Source organism: Brevibacterium sp. 50QC2O2 (assembly GCF_024580675.1).
Lineage (GTDB): Bacteria > Actinomycetota > Actinomycetes > Actinomycetales > Brevibacteriaceae > Brevibacterium > Brevibacterium moorei.
The window spans coordinates 1-17,685 of record NZ_JANIJZ010000024.1 but is presented as its reverse complement, the minus strand read 5'-3'; the positions used below and the strand labels follow the sequence as shown (position 1 = coordinate 17,685).

The 17,685-nt window shown below is 63.6% G+C and carries 12 protein-coding genes and 1 pseudogene; 8 read left to right on the top strand and 5 right to left on the bottom strand.

All coding sequences use genetic code 11. The features are described from left to right. Positions 1 to 5 precede the first annotated feature (5 nt). Positions 6 to 3,353, bottom strand: coding sequence for a carboxyl transferase domain-containing protein (locus NQ038_RS14000; RefSeq protein WP_257062852.1), 3,348 nt, complete (start codon positions 3,351 to 3,353; stop codon positions 6 to 8). 117 nt (positions 3,354 to 3,470) lie between these two features. Then, positions 3,471 to 4,319, bottom strand: coding sequence for a MurR/RpiR family transcriptional regulator (locus NQ038_RS13995; protein WP_257049824.1), 849 nt, complete (start codon positions 4,317 to 4,319; stop codon positions 3,471 to 3,473). A gap of 201 nt (positions 4,320 to 4,520) precedes the next feature. Here NQ038_RS13995 and NQ038_RS13990 point away from each other — a divergent pair, with 201 nt between their 5' ends. The 8 genes from NQ038_RS13990 to NQ038_RS13955 are packed head-to-tail and all read left to right on the top strand — an operon-like array spanning position 4,521 to position 14,651. Further along, positions 4,521 to 6,260 (top strand): ABC transporter substrate-binding protein, encoded by a 1,740-nt coding sequence (locus tag NQ038_RS13990; RefSeq protein ID WP_257049825.1) that lies wholly within the window; start codon positions 4,521 to 4,523, stop codon positions 6,258 to 6,260. A 7-nt stretch (positions 6,261 to 6,267) separates the two neighbouring features. After that, positions 6,268 to 7,215, top strand: coding sequence for an ABC transporter permease (locus NQ038_RS13985; protein WP_257062851.1), 948 nt, complete (start codon positions 6,268 to 6,270; stop codon positions 7,213 to 7,215). After that, positions 7,212 to 8,207, top strand: coding sequence for an ABC transporter permease (locus NQ038_RS13980; RefSeq protein ID WP_257049827.1), 996 nt, complete (start codon positions 7,212 to 7,214; stop codon positions 8,205 to 8,207). Before NQ038_RS13985 ends, NQ038_RS13980 begins: the two co-directional genes overlap by 4 nt. Then, the gene (locus NQ038_RS13975; RefSeq protein WP_257049828.1) at positions 8,204 to 9,097 is read left to right on the top strand and encodes an ABC transporter ATP-binding protein; all 894 of its coding nucleotides are present in this window, start codon (positions 8,204 to 8,206) and stop codon (positions 9,095 to 9,097) included. The genes NQ038_RS13980 and NQ038_RS13975 overlap by 4 nt, the downstream gene beginning before the upstream one ends. Continuing rightward, positions 9,094 to 9,909, top strand: a complete 816-nt coding sequence (locus NQ038_RS13970) for an ATP-binding cassette domain-containing protein (RefSeq protein ID WP_257062849.1) — start codon at positions 9,094 to 9,096, stop codon at positions 9,907 to 9,909. The genes NQ038_RS13975 and NQ038_RS13970 overlap by 4 nt, the downstream gene beginning before the upstream one ends. Before the next feature lie 40 nt (positions 9,910 to 9,949). Next, positions 9,950 to 11,461 (top strand): S10 family peptidase, encoded by a 1,512-nt coding sequence (locus tag NQ038_RS13965; protein WP_257062847.1) that lies wholly within the window; start codon positions 9,950 to 9,952, stop codon positions 11,459 to 11,461. Positions 11,462 to 11,507: 46 nt separating this feature from the next. Continuing rightward, a complete protein-coding gene (locus tag NQ038_RS13960; RefSeq protein ID WP_257062846.1) occupies positions 11,508 to 13,208 on the top strand; it encodes a DUF885 family protein in 1,701 nt (566 codons plus the stop codon). 60 nt (positions 13,209 to 13,268) lie between these two features. Continuing rightward, positions 13,269 to 14,651: an amidohydrolase family protein gene (locus NQ038_RS13955; protein WP_257062845.1), complete on the top strand. Its 1,383-nt coding sequence runs from the start codon at positions 13,269 to 13,271 to the stop codon at positions 14,649 to 14,651. Positions 14,652 to 14,756: 105 nt separating this feature from the next. On the opposite strand, the gene NQ038_RS13950 is transcribed toward NQ038_RS13955, so the two are convergent. The 3 genes and pseudogenes from NQ038_RS13950 to NQ038_RS13940 all read right to left on the bottom strand — a co-directional run. Beyond that, the gene (locus NQ038_RS13950; protein ID WP_257062843.1) at positions 14,757 to 15,923 is read right to left on the bottom strand and encodes an FAD-binding oxidoreductase; all 1,167 of its coding nucleotides are present in this window, start codon (positions 15,921 to 15,923) and stop codon (positions 14,757 to 14,759) included. 21 nt (positions 15,924 to 15,944) lie between these two features. Then, a pseudogene (locus NQ038_RS13945) lies at positions 15,945 to 16,738 on the bottom strand (amino acid ABC transporter ATP-binding protein). A gap of 34 nt (positions 16,739 to 16,772) precedes the next feature. Next, the coding region (locus tag NQ038_RS13940) for an amino acid ABC transporter permease (protein WP_257062842.1) at positions 16,773 to 17,685 on the bottom strand (913 nt) is incomplete at its 5' end.

Below are 17,685 nucleotides of genomic sequence, written 5' to 3'. Positions count from 1 at the left end.
GCGGTTCAGGGGCGCACACCGAAGCTCGGCGCGCCGAGCTGCTTGGGCAGGGCCCGGTAGGCGTCCTCGACCCAGTCGACCAGCAGGCCCCTGGTGGTGCGCGGGTCGATGATGTCCTGCACGCTGAAGGTCTCCACCGTCCGGAACGGCGAGGACACATGTTCCAACTGTCGGGTCAGGTCCGCCAGCAGCGCCGCCGGGTCGTCGGAGGCCTGCAGCTGGGCGCGGAAGGCCGCCTCGATCCCGCCCTGTGGCGGCAGGGAGCCCCAGTCTCCCGAGGGCCAGGCCCAGGAGCGCTGGGCCCGATGTCGGTTGACGACCCCGGCGCCACCGACCCCGTAGACCCGGCGCAGCACGATCTCGGCCTGCGGAATGGTGGCCTGGTAGGCCGCCGCAATGGCGCGGGCGCCGCCGCGGATGGTGGCGCGGCGCTCGGCCTGCGAGCCGATGGACATGCCGGCCTGATCGGTGAACGAGATCATCGGCAGGTGGAAGGTCTGGCACAGGTCCGTCAGCCGCTGCATCGCCTGCGCGCCCTCCAGCGACAGCGTCGCACCGCGCATCGGATCCCCGGAGATCACGCCAACGGGGTAGCCGTCCAAGCGCGCCAGCCCGGTGTAGGTGCCGGAGCCGTACTCCGCGTACTGCATGAGTGAACCGGCGTCGAAGATCCGCTCCAGGATCGAGGTGATCTCGTACGGGATGCGCGGATTGCGCGGGACCGCGGACAAAAGGTAGTCCACATCCGTATCTCCCGGTTCGCAGGGCGTGCCGCGCTGCGGCAGTTCGTGGACGGACTGGGGCAGATAGGACAGGAACCGTGCTGCGATCTTGTACGCCTCGGCCTCGGAATCCGCGAAGCGCTCGACGATGCCGTTGTCGCGGTGGATGTCGTAGCCGCCCAGCTGCTCCTTCGTCAGGTCCTCACCCGTGGCGGCCCTGACCACCGGGGGTCCGGCGGTGAAGATCTGGCCGATGCCCTTGACCAGGATGCCCAGATGGCTCATGACGAACCGGGCCGCGCCCAGGCCCACCGTGGGCCCTGCGGCGATCGAGACGACGGGGACCCTGGACAGGTTGTCCACCACGGCATCCCAGCCCGGATTGACCGGCAGGTACATGGCGCCGGCCTCCAATACCTTCTTCACACTGCCGCCACCGGAGGCCCCATCGAGCACGCGGACCACGGGCAGCTGCAGTTCGCCGGCCAGGTGTTCGGTGAAGATCTGCTTCTCGTGCACCGCTGCGTCCCCGGAGGATCCCCGGATGGAGAAGTCGTCGACTCCCAGCAAGACCTTGCGGCCGTCGATCCGGGCGGTGCCGGAAAGGTAGTTCGAGGGCTTGACGGCTGTCGGCTTGCCATCGTCGTCGTAGGCGCCGAAGCCGGCCAGCGGCCCGATCTCCTTGAAAGTGTCGGCATCGGCGAGCGCGTCGATGCGCTCGCGGGCGTTGAGCCGTCCGGTATCGGCTTGCACGCGCAGTTTGTGCTCCCCGCCCATCAGCTGGGCCTGCTCCAGGCGCCAGTGGACCTCGGCGACTTCGGGGGACCAGTCGGCGGGTGCCGTGCCGCTTGGCGTCGCGTGGCCGTCCGCGTGTCCGGACTCTTCGGCGCTGGGTGTTGGTCGGCCTGCGTCACCGGTCGCCGTGGCCGAGGCCTCGGCGGGCAGGGTGTAGGCCAGGACTTCGCCCGCCTGCACCAGGTCGCCCGGTTGCGCGAGAACGGCGGCCAGTGTCACCGGCTCGCCGGCCGCGACCGGATGTTCCATCTTCATCGCCTCGAGGGTGAAGAGGACGGTGCCGGCGGGCACGCTCTGACCGGGTTCGACATGTGCGCGGGAGAACACCCCCGACATCTGCGCGCGGATCGGGGTGGCGCCCTCGGGCACTCGGACCGCGGGGGCCTCGGCGCCGTGGGAATCGGTGGTGTGGGAGTTGGCCGCGTCCAGCGAATCGGAGGGAGCGGCTGCGGCGGGTTCGTAGGCGGCTGCCGCCTCGAGCAGTCGGCCCAGGTGCTCCTGCAGGTAGTCGGTGCTGAAATCGCCGGCGAGGAATGCCCCATCCTCGACGATGGCGCGGGCCAGCGCGGCGTTCGTGTGCACGGGAGCGGTCGACAGCCGGCCCAATGCGTGGGCGGTGGTCCGGGCTGCGGCCGTCAGGGTGGGGCCGGTGCCGATGACCTTGGCGATCATCGAATCGAACCGCGGATCGACGCGGGAACCGGGGGCCAAGGCGGTGTCGACGCGTACATAGCGGCCGACCGGCAGGATGGGGTCGGCCACGATGCCGGCTGTCGGCGCCACGGTTCCGTCTGGCTGGAGCGTCTCCGCATTGATCCGGGCCTGGATCGCCACGCCCGATCTGGCCGGTGGGGAGTCCAGGCCCAGTTGGTCCAGGGTATTGCCCATGCCCAGTTGCAGTTGGAGCGCGACGAGGTCCAAACCCGTGATCGCCTCGGTGACGGTGTGTTCGACCTGCAGGCGTGGATTGACCTCCATGAAGAAGAACTGTGGTTCTTCCGAGCCCTGTGCATCGAGGAGGAACTCGACGGTTGCCAGGGCGCGCAGGCCCGAGGCCTGGGCCAGGGCGAGCGCGGCGTGCAGGATCCTCTCTTCGAGTTCGGGTGGCAGCCAGGGCGCGGGCGCGATCTCCACGACCTTCTGATTACGGCGCTGGACCGAGCAGTCGCGGACCCAGGCGTGTTGGACGTGGGCGCCGTCGCCGAGCACCTGGACCTCGATGTGGTGTGGATGGGAGACGAAGCGTTCGAGGAAGAAGTCGTCCTGGCCGAAGGCATGCAGGGCCTCGGTCCGGCAGGATTCGATCGCCGCGTGCAGGCTGCCGGCGGGGTCGGTGGCGCTGACCTGGCGGATGCCCCGGCCTCCGCCGCCGGCGACGGCCTTGACCATGATGGTGTCGTGTTCTGCCAGGAAGGCCGCGGCGGTCTGTGGATCGGGGTTCAGGCCGGTGCCGGGGACTACGGGGATGTCGAGTTCGCCGGCCAGACGGCGGGCGGTCTCCTTGTTGCCGAAGGTTCTCAGGGTCTGCGGGTCGGGGCCGATGAAGGTGATTCCCGCGTCGGCGCAGGCTTCTGCGAGTTCGGAGCTCTCGGACAGGAAGCCGTAGCCGGGGTGCAGCGCCAGGGCGCCCGTGGCGCGGGCGGCCGCGATGATCCGGTCGATGTCGAGGTATCCGGCGACCCCGCTGCCGGGCAGTTCGACGGATTCGTCTGCGGCTGGGATGTGGATGTCATCACCGGCTACGTGGATGGCTACCGACTGCCACCCCAAGGTACGCAGGGCATCGGCGATCCGGACTGCGATTTCGCCGCGATTTGCAATGAGAACCTTGGGCACCGTTGCCTCCATGCTGGCGGAACCCCGCCGTTGACAGCACTGTCAATCGCTAAGATAGCGCGCGTTGACAGTGCTGTCAACGAGGGGCGTATGGCCCGGTCGGCGACCATGCTGTCCTCACCCACTCATGACGGCACCGGTCTGACGCCATAGATCATCCAGTTCTTCCAAACGGGCGGCACTGCGCTCCGGATCGAGGTCTGCCAAGGCCGTGACGATGCACTGCACCAGGCTTACGGCGCAGGTGGCCGAGGCCATCGGGCCCATTCCCTCCGATGGCACCAGCAGTAGTTCGTCGGCCAGGTCGGCCAAATGGGAGTGCTGATCGGCGATCACGATGATCTTCACGCCGCGTTCGTGGGCAATCCTGCACATCTGGTAGATGGCGGTGCTCGTCTTCCAGACGGAGATGGCGACCAGGCAGTCTCCTGGGTGAAGCAGCCGGACCGCGTTGAGCATTGTGGTCACCGACCCGCCCTCGAACGCTATGTTGAAGCCCAAGCCCCTGCTGTTGTGCGCCAACAACTGAGCTGGGCCGGCCCACGAGCCGGTAGCCAGGACCGTCGACATGCGCGATTCTGCAATGATCCTTGCAATTCGGACAAGGTCATCTTCCTGCAGCGTTTCCGCCAAGACCTGGAGGAGTGCTGCGTCCTTCGACATTCCGGTGATTGCGCGGTCGGATCTGCCCGCGCTGGCATGTTCATAGTGTTTGCGGACGTCGAGGGATGACAGGAATCGGTTGCGGACCTCAGTGGACAGAGCCGGCCATCCGGCGAATCCAATGGCCTGAGCCGCACGGACAACGGTTGCGGCGTTGACTCCCGCCGTTTCGGCCAACTGCTGGGTGTTGCAGTAGGAGGCGCGTTCGGGGTCGGCGGAGATGGCGTTGAGGACGGCGATGGTCCCTTTTGACAGCTTGTTCGAGGCGGCTAGGGAGTCAATCCACGTTGCAACAATGCTCAATTCTGCTTCTCCTATTGCAATGATCGCTGCAATCAGCTTATATTAACCGTGTGAGGTGAAGCACATGGTGCTTTTCAGTTTTGCTCAGAGTATCCAAGTGACCCACACCCACGGTGGACCCGGAGTCGTGTCACGTGCAGTGGCGGCGGGTAGCCGTACCAAAGACGACCATGTAGTTACCAAGTTGAAGGAGATAACTTCATGAGAAAGCGACTACTGCCTCTTGTGGCCGTGCTGAGTGCCGGGGCCATGTTCCTCAGCGCCTGCGGTGGCGGCGATTCGGGCAGCGATTCCAAGGCCGACGTCGATGCGAAAACCGGTTTCGCCCAGTACACCGGTGATCCTCAGAAAGGCGGGGTCGCCACCATTCTGGGCAGCACGGACTTCTCCTACCTGGACCCTGCTATGGGCAGCGACGGCAATGTCATGAACCTCTACCAGCTGCTCTACCGTAATCTGGTCCAGTACAAGTACAACCGTGATTCGGGCGAACTCGAGCTGGTCGGCGACCTGGCCGAGGACACCGGTAAGTCGAACAAGGACGCCACCCAGTGGACGTTCAAGCTCAAAGACGGAATCACGTTCGATGACGGTAGCCCCATCACCGCCCAGGACATGAAGTTCGGGATCGAACACGCGCTGGATCCCAGCCTGGCCATCGGCCTGGACGATGTGCAGAGCTATATCAAGGGCGCCTCGAAGTACAAGGGCGTGTTCGAGGATCCCAAGGGACTCGATTCCATCAAGGTGATCGACGACCGGACCATTCAGATCACAACCGAACAGCCGATGGCCGATTTTCCAAAGGTGATGGCCACCGCTCCTGCTGTGCCCTTCCCCAAGGACAAGGTGACCAAGGCCGACCAGATTCAGAAGGATCCAATCTCCTCCGGCCCCTACAAGGTCAAGGAGTACAAGCGGGGCGAATCGCTGACGCTGGAACGCAATGAGAACTGGAAGCAGGAAACGGACGATATCCGTCCGGCGAACTTGGACGGCTACAAGTTCCAGCTGGGTCTGGACCAGAACACCATCGACCAGCGGCTGATCTCCGGTCAGGGCGAGGACAAGAACGCAATCGCGTCATCGACCAACCCCGTGGTGTCGGCGAACCTGGCGAAGATCACCCAGGATAAGAAGCTGGCGGCGCGGACCGTGCAGGGCCAGGCCTCGTGCAACTACTACATGGCCATGAATACGACCAAGAAGCCATTGAACAATGTCAAGGTGCGCCAAGCGCTCAACTGGGCAGTCGACAAGTCCAGCGTGGTCAATGCCTCCGGCGGACCGAAGCTGGCGGAAACCGCTCCGAACCTGCTGTTGCCCAACGTGCCCGGCTATAAGTCCGAGGATCCGTACGCGACGGACGGCAACAAGGGCGACCCGGAGAAGGCCAAGGCCATGCTGAAGGAGGCCGGGGCCGAGAACCTGAGCCTGACCATGGACGTGCGCGCCCTGCCGATGTGGCAGGCCCAGGCCGAGGCCGTACAGCAGTCCCTGGCCAAGGCAGGCGTCACCGTCAAGCTCAACGTCATCGACCAGGCCAAGTTCTACGAGGTTGTCGCCACTCCCAGCCAGCAGAAGGACATGACCATCACCGGTTGGTGCGGAAACGGTTGGTTCTCCGGCCAATCCCTGCTGCAGTCGAACTACGATGGCACCCGCATCACGGAGACCGGCAACCGGAACCAGTCGCAGATCAACGACAAAGAACTGAACAAAATGTTCGCCGATGCCGCCATCGATCCGAACCTGGAATCGAAGAACGAGAAGTACATCAAGATCAGCGACAAGATCGCGGAGCTCGCTCCAGTCGCCCCGCTGGTCCGTCCTCGCCCGCTGCAGATGGTGGGAACGAACATCGGTGGTGCCTTCGCGAATCCGTCGAAGACCGGCTACATCGATTACAACCAAATCGGTCTGCTGAACCCGGAGGGATGATCCACTCATGACCGCCTCGCCCAACACCCAAGTTGGAGAGTTTGGTCAACCGGCCCCGGGCGAGTCCTTCTCGCCTGGGGTCCGGGCTTTCCGGAAGATTATCCGCAAGCCCTCGGTGATCCTCTCTCTCGCATTTCTGGCACTGATCGTCCTGTTGGCGATCTTCGCCCCGCTGGTCACCCGGCTGTCCGGCTGGGACCCTTTCACCTATGACGAAGCCGCGGTGGACCCGTCCTCCGGCGGTCTGCCACTGGCTCCGCTGGGTGGCATGAGCGCAGAGCACTGGCTGGGCGTCGAACCACAGAACGGCCGCGACATCTTCGCCCGTATCGCCTATGGGGCCAGAGTGTCGCTGCTGGTCGGCATCTGCGCCACCGCCATCACCATGCTCCTGGGCGTGGTTATGGGGTTGCTGGCCGGATTCTTCGGCGGCATCGTCGATGCCGTGATTTCGCGCCTGATGGACTTCCTCATGGCCTTCCCTGCCCTGATCTTCATGATCGCGATCCTCTCCGCACTACCCCAGGGCAATCGTCCCGCCCTGCTCGTGATCGTGCTCAGCATCTTCAGCTGGCCGGCCACAGCCCGCGTGATTCGCGCTCAGACCATGTCACTGGCGAACCGGGAATTCGTCGAGGCGGCACGAACCTCGGGGGCCGGCTGGGCGCCGCTGGTGTTCCGCGAGGTCCTGCCGAACCTGTCGGGCACGATCATCGTGATGGCCACTCTGGCGATCCCGAACTTCATCGCCACCGAGGCCGGTCTGTCCTTCCTGGGTGTGGGCATCACCCCGCCGAATCCGTCCTGGGGACAGATGATCGCATCGGCTGTTCCCTGGTATTCCAGCGATCCGATGTTCTTCGCGATTCCCGGCATCCTGCTGTTCCTCACCGTCTTCGCATTCACCGTGCTGGGTGACAACCTGCAGAAGATCTTCTCCGGAGGGTTCGAATGATCTCCTATCTGCTCAAGCGCTTCGGCGCGGCGATCATCATCATGCTGTTCGTCGTGTTCTTCACCCTCCTGGTGTTCTTCAAACTCTCCCCGGACCCGGCCGCCAGCATTTGCGGTCAGACCTGTACACCGGACCGGATCGAGACGATCAGGACCCAGATGGGACTGGACCAGCCCTTCTTCGCCCAGTTCTTCGCATTCCTGGCTGGCATCTTCGTGGGTCGCGATTACGGCGAGGGTGCATCTGCGATCCATTGCGGGGCACCGTGCATCGGGTATTCGTTCCAGACCGGCCAGAGTGTTCTGCAGGGCATCATGGATCGGATGCCCGTGACCCTGACCATCGCCATCGGCGCTGCCGTTCTATGGCTGCTGACAGGCGTGGCCGCCGGCGTCATCAGCGCGGTCAAGGAGGGTACCTGGTGGGATCGAGGGGCGATGGCCTTCGCCCTGGCAGGCATCTCCCTGCCGAATTACTTCGTCGCACTGGTTCTGCAGTACCTGTTGGTGGTCCAGCTCGAATGGCTGCCATTCCCCACCGCCGTTCCGTTCAGTGAGAGCCCGGGACAGTGGTTCGCCACCTACATCATGCCGTGGATGGTGCTGGCCCTTATGTATGCCTCGATGTATGCACGGCTGACCAGAACGAACATGATCGACACCATGGGGGAGAATTTCATGCGGACGGCCAGGGCAAAGGGTCTCAAACCTGGCCCTATCCTGATCCGCCACGGGCTGCGGCCGTCGTTGACCCCGATCGTCACCCTGCTGGGCGTCGACTTCGCCACCCTGCTGGGCGGTGCGCTCATCACGGAGACGGTGTTCGGCCTGCCCGGCATCGGCAAGTTCGCCTACGACGCGATCTCCGTGAACGACCAGCCGGTCATCATGGGCGTGACCCTTGTAGCGGCATTCGCCGTGGTAATCGCCAATATCATCGTCGACCTGCTGTACCGGGTCCTGGACCCCCGAGTGAGAGTGAGCAGCACATGAGTACTCCCGCCGAAACCGGCCGGACGAACGCGTCCACGGACACCCCCGTGCTCTCCGTACAGGGGCTGACGGTGGAGTTCCCCCTGGGAACCGTCGTCGATGATATCTCCTTCGAAATCGCCCAGGGCCAGACCATGGGCCTGGTTGGCGAATCCGGGTCGGGTAAATCGATGACCTCGCTTGCGGTGATGGGCCTGCTGGCCAAGGAGGCCAAGGCCAGCGGCAGCGTGAAGTTCCACGGTGAGGAACTGCTGCACAAATCCGATGCGGCAATGCGCAAGTTGCGCGGGAACAAGATCGCCATGATCTTCCAGGACCCGCTGTCCTCACTGAATCCCTACTACACAGTGGGCTTTCAAATCGCCGAGGCCTACCGCGCGCACAAGGGCGGCAGCCGTGCCGCGGGGCTCAAGAAGGCCGCCGAGGCCATGGACCGGGTGCGGATTCCCGACGCGGCCGGCCGCGTGAACCACTATCCGCATCAGTTCTCCGGCGGCATGCGCCAACGCGTGATGATCGCCATGGCGCTGGTATGTGAACCGGACCTGATCATCGCCGACGAACCGACCACGGCCCTGGACGTCACCGTGCAGGCTCGCATCCTGGACCTGCTGGCCGAGGTGCAGGAACATACCCAGGCTGCGATGCTGTTCATCACCCACGACCTGGCAGTGGTCAGTCAGATCTCGAACCACATCACCGTGATGCAATCCGGTAAGACGGTCGAACAGGGCACTGCCGAGGGCATCTTCGCCAATCCGCAGAACGCCTACACTCGAAAGCTCCTGGCTGCGACCCCGCGCCTGGACGATGTGGTGAACCTGCCGGAGCCCATTATCGGTACAGGGTCGGCCACCGGACCGGAAACCGCAAAGGGGAAACGACCATGAACACGACGACGCCCCTGCTGCGGGTGAATAACCTGGTCAAAGAGTTCAAGACGGGCCGCAAGGACATCTTCCGCGCCGTCGACGATGTGTCCTTCGAACTCAACCGCCGCGAAACCATCGGGATCGTGGGCGAATCGGGTTCGGGCAAGTCGACCACGGCCAGGATGATCGCCCGACTGATCGATCCGACCTCTGGGACCGTCGAGTTCGAAGGCACCGACATCACCGGTAAATCCGGCAAGGGCCTGCTGGGATTCCGCAGCGGAGTACAGGTCGTCTTCCAGGACCCGTACTCCTCGCTCAATCCGCGCCACACAGTGGAAGAGGTGATATCGGCTCCGCTGCGATATCAGAAGCGCAAGGTCGCCGGCGGCTATAAAACCCTGGTCAAGGCGGCAACGGAGCGCGTCGGTCTCAACCCCGATCACTCCGAACGCTATCCGCGCCAGTTCTCCGGCGGCCAGGCTCAGAGGATAGGGATCGCCCGGGCCCTGGTGGTCGAACCCAAGCTGGTGATCTGCGATGAGGCGGTGTCCGCTTTGGACGTCTCCGTCCAGGCACAGGTCCTCGAACTGCTGGTCGACCTCCAGCGCGAGCGGGACATCTCCTATATCTTCATCGCCCACGATTTGGCCGTGGTCAGGCAGATCGCCCACAAGGTCGCGGTGATGCGCACCGGCAAGGTCGTGGAGCAGGGCGCCCGCGATGAAATCTTCGACCACCCGCGCGAACAGTACACCCAGGATCTCCTGGCCGCAGTGCCGAAGATCAACGCGGCATGGGACACCGCACGCGAACAACACGACGCATAGACGCGACACAGATACGGAACCGAAGGGAACAACCAACCACATGGCACACGAATCGACCGAACCAACCCCCGGTACTACGGCGAGCCCGGCACCCCAGGACGACCTGGTCACCAGTGAGCACTCCATAAAACTGCCCGCCGGTCCCTTGAACTATCGGGTCACCACGGGTACCACGGTGATCGGCCAGGAGGAAGTCACCGATGGCGTCTATTGCGGTGATGTGCCCGCAGCCCGAGTCTTCTCCACCTCGTATACGGTGACGGACGCCGCAGGCCAGACGGACCCGCAGCGCCCTGTGATCTTCGCCTTCAATGGGGGCCCCGGCTCATCATCGGCCTGGCTGCACATTGGACTGTTCGGCCCGCGCCGCGTCGTCATCAACGACGTCGACGAACCCGCACAGCCGCCCTACGGACTGACCGACAACCTGGAGACGACCCTGGCCGATGCCGACCTGGTCTTCATCGATGCGATCACCACGGGCTACTCCCGCCCGATGGAAGGCCGGAAGGATCAGGAGTTCCACGGGTTCACCGGCGACCGTGACATCGTCGGCGAGGCCATTCGTCTGTGGCTGACCCGGAACAAGCGCTGGACCTCACCGAAGTTCCTGGCCGGGGAATCCTACGGCACGACCCGTGCTGCGGCGCTCGCCGGGCACCTGGCACGGCGTCACGGGATCGCCTTCAATGGCATCATCCTGATCTCGGCGGTCCTGGACTTCGCGACCATCGACTTCACCGAGGGCAACGAAGCACCGTACGTGCACTACCTGCCGACCTTCGCTGCTATCGCCCAGTACCACGGCAAGCACCCTGGTCGTAGCGCCGAGGATGTGATCGCCGAGGCGACCGAGTTCGCCTATGGCGACTACTCACGGGCACTGGACAAGGGCAAGCGCCTGAGTGCGGAGGAACACGCGGATATCTGTTCCCGTCTGGCGGATCTGATTGGACTCGACCCCGAATTCGTGCGGATCTCCGATCTGCGCGTCGACGAATTCACCTTCTTCAACGAGCTGCTCAAGGACCAGCGGCTGAAGACTGGACGACTGGATGCCAGGTGGACCGCACACCAGGGCAAGCTCAGCGGTGAGGTGTTGGGAGACGACCCCTCGTACCCGATGATCCAGTATCCGTACACCGTGGGTATCAACGAATTGCTGCGCAGCGAGTTCGGCTACGAATCCGATATCACCTACGAAGTCCTGACCGGCCGGGTGCACCCGTGGTCGTACAAGGAGTTCGAGAACTCCCATGTCACCACCGCCGAGGACCTGGCCTACGCTATGCGGATGAACCCGGACCTGAAGGTCTACGTCGCCTTCGGATATCACGACTGTGCGACGCCGTTCGCAGCTTCGGAACACGTGCTGGCCCACCTGCGGATCAGCGAGAAGTCCTGGAACCAGATCGTCCGGCGCTATTACCCTGCCGGACACATGATGTACGCCCACCCGGGTTCGCGTATCGACCAGCTGCACGATATTGCGGACTTCGTCGCCTGGAGCACCGGCCGGGCCGATAAGCCGGAATCCAACCAGCCTGCCTGAACGCCGGTAGACGTGAAGTAATCGGGAATCGAGAAGGAGAAGAACGATGAGCGCGAATTCGTCCGACACACGCCGGCAGACTGAAGCCGGAAACCGGTTGTACGACATCATCGAGTCGGAATGGAACTGGCGTGGAGGCGAATTCGGCTCATCGGGCTGGAAATCAGGGGTACGGGACTCGCTTCCCGATGTGTCGGTAACTGCACAGGATCGCCGCACCCGGAAATGGGAAGACACTCTGACCCAGCTGGATACGGTAGACGTTCCAGGGCTCAGTGCGGAGGAACTGGTCGATTACCAGGTCTATCGCAACCAGGTCCAGACCCTGCTCGAAGCACAGCAGTACCGGATGTTCGAACGCCCCGCCACCGCCGACACCGCCTTCTGGCGGGACCTGGCCTTCGACGCCTACCGGCTGGCGCTGGCGGATGCGGACCAGGCACAGGCATATCTGCAGATGCTGGGTCAGATCCCCCGGTACTTCGCCCAACAGATCGACAATATGCGCGCGGGCCTCCAGCGGGGCTTCGGCCCAGCCCGAGTGTGCATGACGGGGCGGGAAGAACCCGTCCGGTCGGTCGCCCAGACCTCCGATGTGAAATCCCTTCCGTTCTTCGGACCGTTCACCCGGATGCCGACGGCAACCGCGGCCACCGTGGTAGCAGAACTGCAGGATCGGGCCGTCTCAGTCCTGACCGAACTGGTAGTGCCCGCTTACCAAGGACTCTACGAGTTCTTGAGTGGGGAATATCTGCCGCAGCTACCGGAATCCATCGCGGCGGTCGACCAGCCCGATGGGCCGCAGTTCTACCGTTCGCAGATCCGCGAATATGCGACCACCGAAATGGATCCGCAGCAGATCTTCGACCTGGGGCTGAGCGAAGTTGCGAAGATCCGTGCGGAGATGGACAAGATAGCCGGGGAACTCGGCTACGCCGGCGATCTGGATGGACTGTTCGCCTTTATGCGCACCGACCCGCAGTTCTATGCAACCACGCCCCGGCAGCTGTTGGCCGAAGCCGCCTACACTTGCAAGGCCTTCGACGGAGTGGTGCACCGGTACTTCGGCAAACTGCCGAACGGGCGTTTCTCCATTATGGAAACGCCCAAGGAGATCGCGGCCTTCGATACCTTCGGACGTGGCGCCCCCGACCGCTATCTGGTCAACACCTACAACCTGCCGGCCCGGCCGCTGTATTCGCTGCCGGCACTGACACTGCACGAATCAGCGCCGGGGCATTCCTTCCAACTCTCCCTGGCCCAGGAGATGGACCTGCCGGAGTTCCGCCGCGAATACATTTCGGCCTTCGGAGAGGGCTGGGGTCTGTACACCGAGCGGCTGGGCGATGAGATGGGCATGTACGAGACCCCGTACGAGCGCATGGGCATGCTCTCCTTCCAGATGTGGCGCGCGGTCCGGCTGGTCGTCGACCCCGGTATGCACGAACTGGGGTGGACGCGTGAACAAGCGCAGGACTACCTGCGGGAGAACACCGCGATCGCCGAACACGAGATCGTCACGGAGATCGACCGGTACATTTCCTGGCCGGGCCAGGCGACCGCGTACTACCTGGGGCAGCTGACCATTCAGGACCTGCGTGCAGAGGCCGAGGCCGCACTGGGGTCGGCCTTCGACATCCGGGCCTTCCATGACCAGGTGCTGAGCCTTGGTTCAGTTCCACTGACCGTTCTGCAGTCCGAAGTCCGCCGCTGGATAGCGGAGGAATCCGAGGTCATTTCCGGTTGAGAATGTAGCCGCGACCTGACTGCCCGAAGCCACGCAACCACAACAAAGGAGTTCAGTCCCATGGCACAACTGGCAATCGTCAACGCCACCGTCATCGATGCGACCGGCGCCCAGCCGATCGACGGCGGCACCATTCTGATCGGCGCCGACGGAACCATCGAAGCGGTGGGTCCCGCCGCCGCGGTGAGCATTCCGGAAGGCGTGCAGACAGTCGACGCGCGCGGAGGCTTCGCGATCCCCGGCCTGATGGACGCCAATGTCCACCTGGTCGCCGCGCGTACCGCGGACACCCTGTTGGACTTCCAAGGGCGTTATGACGAGCTGGCCCGTGAGGCCGCCGAGCTGACCCTGAAGTACGGTGTGACGACGGTGTTCGATACCTGGGGTCCGGCTGCGGCCGCGACCAGGGTGCGCGATGAGATCAACGCCGGGAAGACCACGGGATCGCGGATCTACTGTTCCGGCAATATCATTGGCCTGGGCGGACCATTGTCCGATGACTTCGTGGCGCCGGGCACCTTCCTGCAGAAGGACACGATCGCCTCGGTCAATCACGAATGGGAGCGGGGGACCGGGCCCGGTCTGACCACTATGTCGGTGTCCCAGATCGCCGAGGCCGTGGCACAGTACATCGAGGAGACCGGCGTCGACTTCATCAAGTGGGCGGCCACAGACCATCTGGCCATCGCCAGCGGGGCCGCCGTCTTCCTGATGTTCTCCGAAGCCGCCCAGCAGGCGATCCACGATACGGCACACGGTTACGGCCTGCCCACCCAGGCGCATACGACCTCGGTCGACAGCCTGCGGATCTCCGTGGACCTGGGGGTGGATCTGCTGCAACACGGCGATATGACCGTCGGGCAGCCCGCTCCGGCCGAGCTGTTGGACCGGATCGCAGGCAAGCGGATCCCGACCGCGGCCCTGGTCTGCACCGATGACTACCTGAAGTGGAGCGCCTCGTTCCCCGGTACTGCGATCTCACACGGGGCAAGGGAGAACTCCGACATCAACCAGCGGGGACTGATCGAACGCGGTGCCCGGCTGCTGTTGACGACCGACGGATTCGCCTACGGACCGCGGATCACCGAACATCCCGGGTTCAGGGCCGGCACGCTCAAGCCCACGGTGCCCGATCAGTGTGTGCAGCTGGGCTATAGCCATTTCAACTGGCTCAAGGGCGCGTGGGAGAAGGGGATGGAGCCCATGGAGGTGCTTCGTTCGGCGACTGCCTACCCTGCCGAGGCGTATGGCGTAAGCGAGGTCGTCGGCACCCTGGAAGTCGGTAAGAAGGGCGATGTGCTGATCCTTGACGCCGACCCGCTGACCTCGGCTGCGGCGTACAAGGAGATCCGGCATGTGATCAAGGAGGGTGCGGTCGTGGATCGCGACAAGCTGGCACGCGATATGCAGGTCGGCCTCGACGTCATGGCCGAACCGGGCTGAGAACCAACCCGGGCCCCGAACCGTCGAGTGGCTGGGACGCGCCGGAACCTGACTTCGGGTTTAGGCGTGTCCCAGCCACTCGACGGTGAACCGGGGGATCCGGTTTCAGGCCTGTGAGACCTGCGGGAACCGGGCGAAGGTGAACGGCTCCAGCTCGGCGGGGCGCTCACCGGAGGTGATCCACCCCGCCAGCAGTGTTGCCACCGCCGGCGAGATCGCGAAACCGTGGCCCGACCAGCCGGTGGCGAAGAAGACGCCGGGGTTGCCAGGCACTTCGTCGATCACCGGGATGTCGTCGACCGTCAGCGATTCGGGCCGGGAGGCGTCGGTCACGACCACCTCGGCGCCGGCGAAGGCCGGATAGATCGAGGTGGCGTCGATGATGGACTTCTCCGCCGTTTCCGGGCGCGGAGTGCCGGTTTCGGACTCGTAGTCCCAGTCGCCGGTCCGTCCGCCGGAGAGCATGACCACGTCCTCACCGTCGATCGTGATGGTCTTCGCCGCGAAGGGCAGCGAGTGGTGGCCCAGCAGGTGCTTGAAGGTGAACCCGCCGGCCGCCCGCACGGGTGTCATCTGCGGGTTGAAACGGGTGATGGGAACGTCGATGCCGAAGGAATCGGCCAGCAGCCGGCGGCTATAGCTGTTCGCCGTCACCAGTACGCCACGGGTGGCCGTGTGGGCGGTGCCGTCTTCGGTGGTGACGGTGTAGAGTCCATCGGCGTTCTTACCCGTGATGCCGGTGACCGGGGTGTTCTCCTTGAGCTCCGCACCTGCGGCCTGTGCCGCGACCGCATAACCGCGGGTCACCTCGGTGTGGTCGCCGGTGCCGTCAGCCGGACAGTACAGGGCACCGGCCACCGTTTCGGCCGAGGCCCCCGGCTCCAGGGTGTCCAACTCCGCCTTGTCGATGATGCGGGTCTCGATCCCGAAGGCCGACTGGACGCCGACCCGGGTCTTCAGCTGGTCGTGCAGGCTCTTGTCAGCGAAGACATCGGGGCCGACGAGCTCGATCCCGCCGGTGCGCTCATAGCCGACCTTGAGGCCCAACTCCTCGTTGATTCCGGGCCACATGTCGTAGGCGATCTTCATCAGCGGCAGTTCTCGGATGTCGCGGGCGTTGGCCCGCACCCCGCGCTTGCCGACCCCGCCCGAGGCCCCCGAGGCGACGGTCTTCGCCTCCAGCAGCAGGACGGAAGCGCCGGATTTCGCAAGGTAGTAGGACGCTGCGGAGCCGTGCACGCCGGCGCCGATGACGATGTAGTCGTGGGACATGTGGTCGGGGCCTCCTGCCGTTTAGCGGGCCGAAGAGGAGAAGAACCGTTTTGCTCGTTCCGTCTTCGGGGAATCGAAGAGCTCGTCGGGGGCACCTCGTTCGATGATTTGACCGGCATCCATCATGACGACCTCATCGGATACATTACGGGCAAAGGACATCTCATGGGTGACGATGACCATGGTAGAACCCTGTTCGGCGATTCCCTGGATGACTTCGAGAACTTCTCCAACCAACTCAGGATCAAGTGCACTGGTCGGTTCGTCGAACAGGAAGACTCGGGGTTTCATTGCCAGAGACCGTGCAATCGCCACCCGCTGCTGCTGACCACCGGAGAGTTCGCTGGGGTAATTGCCGGCTTTATCCCCAAGTCCGACCCTGTCCAGGGTCTCCTGGGCGAGCTTCATCGCATCGCGTTTCGAGAGCCCGCGGACAGAAGCGGGCGCGAGCGCGATGTTTTCGGCAGCAGTGTAATTGGGGAAGAGGTTGAACGACTGGAAGACCATCCCGAAGTTCTGCACCTGGATCCGACGCTGGGACTTGGTTAACGGGACTCGGTGATCGCCCCGTGTCTTGTACCCGATCATCTCCCCGTCGAGCACAATGGCACCGCCGTCGATCGGCTCCAACATGTTGATCGTACGCAACAGCGTGCTCTTCCCCGATCCTGAAGGGCCGACGATGCTGAAGGGCCGACGATGCTGACTACGCCGCCTTCTGGCACCTCAAGGCTGACGCCCTTGAGGGCTTCGAAGTCGCCGTACGACTTATGGATGTCTACCAGCTCGAGGAGCGGCGAACGTGAGGTGTTCATCTGATCTGTTCTCCTTCGGAAACCGCAGACGTTGTTATTTGGAGGTTGTGCGTTTTGTTGTGATAACACGCTTATTGAATCCCCGGCCGAATCTGCGTTCGAGGGCCGACTGGCCCATCATCGCGATGCTCGTCAAGACGAGGTACCAGATTACGGCGACAGTCAGCAGTGGAATTGTCTCGAAGTTGACCGCATAGATGTTCTGTACGGTAGTGTGAAGTTCGGTGAATCCGATGACGGACACTAGCGAGGTGCTCTTGAAAGTGGTGATGACCTCGTTCGCGAGCGAGGGGATAATTGTCCGGACGACCTGGGGGCCGATGACCTTGAAGTACGTCGTTCGATTAGTCAGTGCAAGGGAGCGGCAGGCCTCGAATTGACCTTCCGGCACGGCCTGGATTCCGCCGCGGATTATTTCGCCTACGTACGCGCCCATATAGATGGACAGCCCGATGACTCCAGCGCTGAATCGGCTGATGACATCGTTAGTCGGGATGCCAAGGAAGTCGGGGCCGAAGGGGATGCCGATGGTGAGCTGAGGAATCAGTGCTGCAAGGAAGAATATCAAGAGCAGCATCACGAGGGGTGGCATCGCACGCATGACCCAGATATAGGCGATGGCCAGAGCGCGCAGTACGGCAAGGTTGGAGACTCTGCAAGCTGCGGTGATGATGCCCAGGACGATGCCCAGGACTGTCACACAGAGTGTCAGTTCAATCGTATGCCAGACGCCCAACATGATGACCTTGCTGAACAGGTATTGTCCGACAAGGCTCCAGTTCCAAGCCTCGTTGAAAACCAGAACGTTGATCAGTGCTAGCCTCGATTTTTCATGGGGTGGGGTCGGTTCGTGGCCGTGGCTTCGGTGCCGCGTTCGGTAGCTGATTTTAGCGTGTGGGTGTGACGTGCCTGCGCGTGTCGCCGCGGTGGTCGGGCCGTTCCACGGG